The 4,791-nt window shown below is 69.6% G+C and carries 5 protein-coding genes; all 5 read right to left on the bottom strand.

Annotated features, from left to right (window positions below):
* A partial coding sequence (locus RT567_RS13595) for a condensation domain-containing protein (protein ID WP_313576823.1) occupies positions 1–1,653 on the bottom strand: 1,653 nt, incomplete at its 3' end.
* 9 nt (positions 1,654–1,662) lie between these two features.
* Positions 1,663–1,926 carry a phosphopantetheine-binding protein gene (locus RT567_RS13590; RefSeq protein ID WP_024353927.1) on the bottom strand — a complete coding sequence of 88 codons (264 nt, stop codon included), beginning with the start codon at positions 1,924–1,926 and terminating at the stop codon, positions 1,663–1,665.
* Entirely contained in the window at positions 1,923–2,570 is a 648-nt protein-coding gene (locus RT567_RS13585) for an isochorismatase family protein (RefSeq protein WP_313576822.1), read from the bottom strand. The genes RT567_RS13590 and RT567_RS13585 overlap by 4 nt, the downstream gene beginning before the upstream one ends.
* Positions 2,567–4,195, bottom strand: a complete 1,629-nt coding sequence (locus tag RT567_RS13580; protein ID WP_313576821.1) for a (2,3-dihydroxybenzoyl)adenylate synthase — start codon at positions 4,193–4,195, stop codon at positions 2,567–2,569. Before RT567_RS13580 ends, RT567_RS13585 begins: the two co-directional genes overlap by 4 nt.
* Positions 4,192–4,791: isochorismate synthase MenF (locus RT567_RS13575; protein ID WP_313576820.1), on the bottom strand; the 600-nt coding region annotated here is incomplete at its 5' end. The genes RT567_RS13580 and RT567_RS13575, both read right to left, overlap by 4 nt.

The raw sequence follows: 4,791 nt of genomic DNA, 5'->3' as shown, positions 1-4,791 counted from the left end.
GCGGACGATGGCGGCGATGCGCTCGGCCGGATGCTCCAGATCGAGCGGCAGATAGGCGCCGCCTGCGCGTAAGGTCGCGACGAGGGCGATCACCAGTTCCAGCGAACGCGGCAGGGCCACGGCGACGAGGCTCTCACGCCCCACGCCGAGCGCCGACAGCGCCGAGGCCAGCGCCGCCGTGCGGCCGTCCAGTTCGGCATAGGTCAGGGTCTGGTCGCCGAAGGTCAGCGCCGAGGCGTCCGGCGTCGCCTTCGTCGCCGCCTCCAGTAGGGCGGTCAGCGTCGTATCGGGCACCGGGTGGGCGGTGGCGTTGAAGGCTTCGAGTTCGCGCGCGGCCTCGCCCGGCGTAGCGATGGGGACTTCGCCCAGCGTCTGGGCGTCCAGCGCGTTGGTCAGGAAGGCGGCCAGACGCTCTGCGTGGGCGGCGGCCTCCTCCAGCGTATAGAGGTCGGGGTTGGCGTCGACCTCCAGCGTCAGGGCCGGGGCGGCGTCGCCGCGGAAGGTGAAGCTGATGTCGTCCACCGGGCCCGTGCCCAGCACCTTCAGCGTCGTGTCCAGCCCCGTAAAACGCGGCGGCAGATCGAACGGCAGGACGTTGACCAGCGGCCCGTACAGGCGCCGCGCCCCGCCGATCAGGCCGAGGTCACGCCGAAGCTGCTCGCTGCGGTAACGGCCGTGGCGGCGGGTTTTGATCAGAGCCTTGGACGCCACGATCAGTTGCTCGTCCAGCGGCGCGTCCTCGTCCAGCGTCAGGCGCAGCGGCGGGACGTTCATGATCATGGCGGGCGTGCGGGCCGAGGCGCTGCCCATTCGGCCCATCCACGGCACGCCGATCACCGCCTCTTCCGCGCCTGAGAAACGGCGGACATAGGCCGCGCCGATGGCGGTCAGCACGTCGGGCCAGGACAGGCGCCCGGCGTCGGCGCGAGCGCGCAGGCGGGTCGTGACCTCAGGCGGCAGGGCGCGCTCGATGCGGTGGAAGCGGTGGGCGGTCGTGGCCTTGCCGGGCGCCAGGGAGGCGACCTCGGGCGCGTCGCCCATGATCTCGCGCCAGTATGCGGCGTCGGCCGTGCGCTTGTCCGAGACGCGATAAGCGGCGTCTTCGTCCCACACTTTGGCGATGGGGTTGAAGACCGGGCCGGGCGCCGGGCCGCCGCGCGGGGCGTTGTAGAGCTCGGCTGTGCGGTTGGTCAGCAGGGCCATGCCGAAGCCGTCGGTGGCCAGATGGTGGACGCGCAGGCTCCACAGGAAATGCTGCGGTCCCATACGGAACAGGATGTTGGCGGCCAGCGGATCGCGCGTCGGGTCCAGCGGGGTCTCATGGTCGCGGCGCATGGCGGCCATGGCCTCGGCGACCGGATCGGCGGCGGCGGACACGTCGACGACCTGCAACAGGGGACGATGCGTCGGGTCGAGGGTCTGGAACACCTCGCCGTACTTCTCGACGAAACGCAGCGACAGGGCCTCGGCCTCGACCGCCATCTGATCGACGGCGGCGCGGAAAGCCTCGACGTCCAGATCGCCCCGGATGTCGAGATAGTGGGCCGTGTTGAAGATCGGGTTGGCCGGGTCCAGCCTCTGGGCGAACCACAGGCCCGATTGGGCTTCCGTCAGCGGATATTCCAGCACCGCCCCCATGCGTCCGTCGTCCATGATGTCAGGTCAGGCGTCGTGACCGGCGGCGCGCAGGCGCGCCTGAACCACGCTCCACCAGCCTGCGAGCGTGGTGTGTTCGGCCAGTTCGCTGAACTCCAGCGGCACCGCCTCGCTCCACGCCAGCGACAGGTTGAGGGCGCGCAAAGAGTCGACGCCCAGGTCCATCAGATTGTCGTCGTCCAGAATGGAGTCCGGCGTTTCGTGCAGCACGGCGGCGACATCGGCGCGCATACGCTCCAGCGTCAGATCCTGCGGGGTCAGCTTGGTCATGTCAGTCGTTCCAGAACGCGCGCCGTCGAAAGGGCCACGGCGCAGGTGTCGGCGGCCCAGGCCACCGCGCCCATATGCTTGTCGCGCGAGAAGTCGCCAAGCGCATCGGCGACGAAGAAGGGTTCGATGTCGCGCTGAAACGCCTCGGCCGCCGTCAGCTGGCAGCCGATGTGGGCGTAGACGCCGCAGACGATCAGCTGGTCCCGCCCCCGCACGCGCATCAGCGTCTCCAGGTTGCTGCGCTGGAAGGCGCTGTAGCGGTGCTTGACCAGAGGGAAGTCGCCCGGCGCCGGGGCCAGTTCGGGCAGGATGTCTTCATGCTCGGGCGTGCGGCTCATGCCCGGTCCCCACAAATCTGCTTGAAGACCCCGATCGCGGCGATCCTGATCGCCGTGCTGGGCGGTGTAGAAGACCGGAACGCCCGTCGCACGCGCCGCCGCGATCAGGCGGGCGATGTTGGCGATCAGGCCCGGCAGAGGCTCGGCGCCCGGCGCATAGGGACGCATGAAATAGCGCTGCATGTCGTGGACCAGCAGGGCGGCGCGATCACGCTGCAACGTCCACTGGGCGCGCGAGGCGGGAATCTCCGCCTCGGTCGGCAGGGCGTAGGCCGGGACGGTCGGCAGGCCTTTAGAGACGCTCACGCCTTGCCCTCGTCTTCCAGAATGCGCTGGCGCAAGGCGGCGCGCAGTTCGCGGCGGCTGACCTTGCCCACGGCGGTCACGGCGAAGTCGTCGACGAAGACGATCTGGTCCGGCACCTTGAAGTCGGCGATGTCGCGCTTGCGCATCCAGGCCTTCAGTTCGACGCCGCGCGGCGCGGCGCCGTTCGGGATGATGAAGGCGCAGATGCGTTCACCCAGATAGTCATCCGGCACCGACACCACGGCGGCGTCGAACACGGACGGGTGGGCCAGCAGGTGATCCTCGACCTCCTCGGCCGAGATCTTCTCGCCCGCGCGGTTGATGTGGTCAGTGGCCCGGCCCATGACCACGAGATAGCCCTCGGGCGTGCGGCGCACCACGTCGCCGGTGCGATAGAAGCCGTCCTCGGTGAAGGACCGCACATTGGCCGCCGCTTCGTTGTGGTAGGCGCGGATCGTATAGGGGCCGCGCGTCAGCAGATTGCCCGGCTCGCCCTCGGCCACGGGCGCGCCCGCATCGTCGACGATCAGGATTTCGTCGTCGGGGCTGATCGGTCGCCCCTGCGTCTCCACGATCAGCGTCTCGGGGTCGTCCAGCCGGGTGTAGTTGACCAGCCCCTCGGCCATGCCGAACACCTGTTGCAGGGTGCAGTCCAGTTCAGCGCGCACGCGCCGCGCCGCCTCGGGCAGGAACTTGGCGCCGCCGACCAGCAGCACCTGAAGGCTGGACAGGTCGTGGGTCTTCTTCGCCGCCGCCTGCATCCACAGCAGGGCCAGAGGCGGCACCAGTCCGGTGATCGTCACCCCCTCGCGCGCGATCAGGGGGAAGCAGACATCCGGCGACGGCGACGGCGCCATCACCACCGTCGCCCCGACATAGAGGGCGCCCAGATAGCCCGGCGAACTCATCGGAAAGTTATGCGCGGCGGGCAGAGCCGTCAGATAGACGCTCTCCGGCTCAAGCCCCGAGATGTCGGCGCTTTCGCGCACGCTGTAGAGATAGTCGTCGTGGGTGCGCGGGATCAGCTTGGACAGGCCGGTCGAGCCGCCCGAAATCTGCAGGAAGGCCACGTCGGACGGATCGGCGTCATCCGTCGGCAGGGACGTCGGATCGGCGCGGAAACCGTCGAAGGCGGCGAACTCCTCCGCTTCGCCCACCACGACCACATGGCGCAGGTCGGGAACCTCGGCCTGAACAGCGCGGGCCAGGGCGCGATAGTCGAACCCCTCATGCCGGTCGGCCACGACATAGGCCGATGCTTCAGCGCGCGTCAGGAAGTGGACGATCTCGGTCGAGCGGTGCGCGGGCAGCGCATAGACGGGGATCAGCTTCGCCCGAAACAGGCCGAAGATCACGCTGAGGAACTCCGGCAGGTTGGGCAACTGCACCACCACCCGGTCGCCCGGCTTCAGCCCCAGCGCCAGGAAACCGGCGGCGGCCGTCTCGGCCTTTGCCAGCAGTTCGCCGTAGGTCCAGCGCTTGTCCATGCCGACCACGGCGACGGCGTCACCCTGCGCTTCCGCCCGGCTGCGCAGCAGTTGGGAGAAGGTCTCGCCGCGCCAATAGCCCTTGGCCCGATAGCGCGCCGCCATGTCGTCCGGCCAGATCTGTTGCAGGGGAATCATACGCTCGCCTCATCCACGCCCAGAGCGCGCAGAACGGCCTGGAACTTACCTGACGTCTCGTCCGCCTCGGCGGCGGGGTCTGAGCCTTCGACAATGCCCGCCCCCGCATAGAGACGCGCCTGATCGCCGCACGTCTCGGCGCAGCGCAGCGAGACGTACCATGCGCCGTCGCCGAAGGCGTTGGTCCAGCCCACGGCCCCGGCATAAAAGCCCCGGTCATAGCCTTCAAGCGCGTGGATCATCTCGGCCGCCCGGTCGCGCGGCGCGCCGCAGACGGCGGGCGTCGGATGCAGCAGAGCGGCCAGTTCGGCGGCGGAAGTCTCGTCGGGGCGATGCAGCCGCCCCTCGATGCGGGTGCCCAGGTGCCACATGGTCCGGGTCGAGACCAGCGCCGGGCCGGGCGGCGCGCGCAGGTCGCTGCAGTAAGGCGCCAGCAGGTCCATGATGGCCTCGACCACCAGGGCGTGTTCGCGGCGATCCTTGTCCGAAGCCAAAAGGCTCTGCGCCGCCGCCTCGTCCTGCACCACGTCGGTGCTGCGGCGGGCCGATCCGGCCAGCGGGTGAGAGAAGACAGCCGGGCCGCGCTTGGACGCCAG

It is taken from the genome of Brevundimonas sp., assembly GCF_032107865.1.
Lineage (GTDB): Bacteria > Pseudomonadota > Alphaproteobacteria > Caulobacterales > Caulobacteraceae > Brevundimonas.
Note: the sequence above shows the minus strand (reverse complement) of the source record. Positions and strands in the feature narration are given on the sequence as shown.

Excerpts from the sequence above, each read along its gene's own strand:
- RT567_RS13590 (WP_024353927.1), bottom strand. The coding sequence starts at position 1,926 with ATGACCAAGCTGACCCCGCAGGATCTGACGCTGGAGCGTATGCGCGCC.
- RT567_RS13580 (WP_313576821.1), bottom strand. The coding sequence starts at position 4,195 with ATGATTCCCCTGCAACAGATCTGGCCGGACGACATGGCGGCGCGCTAT.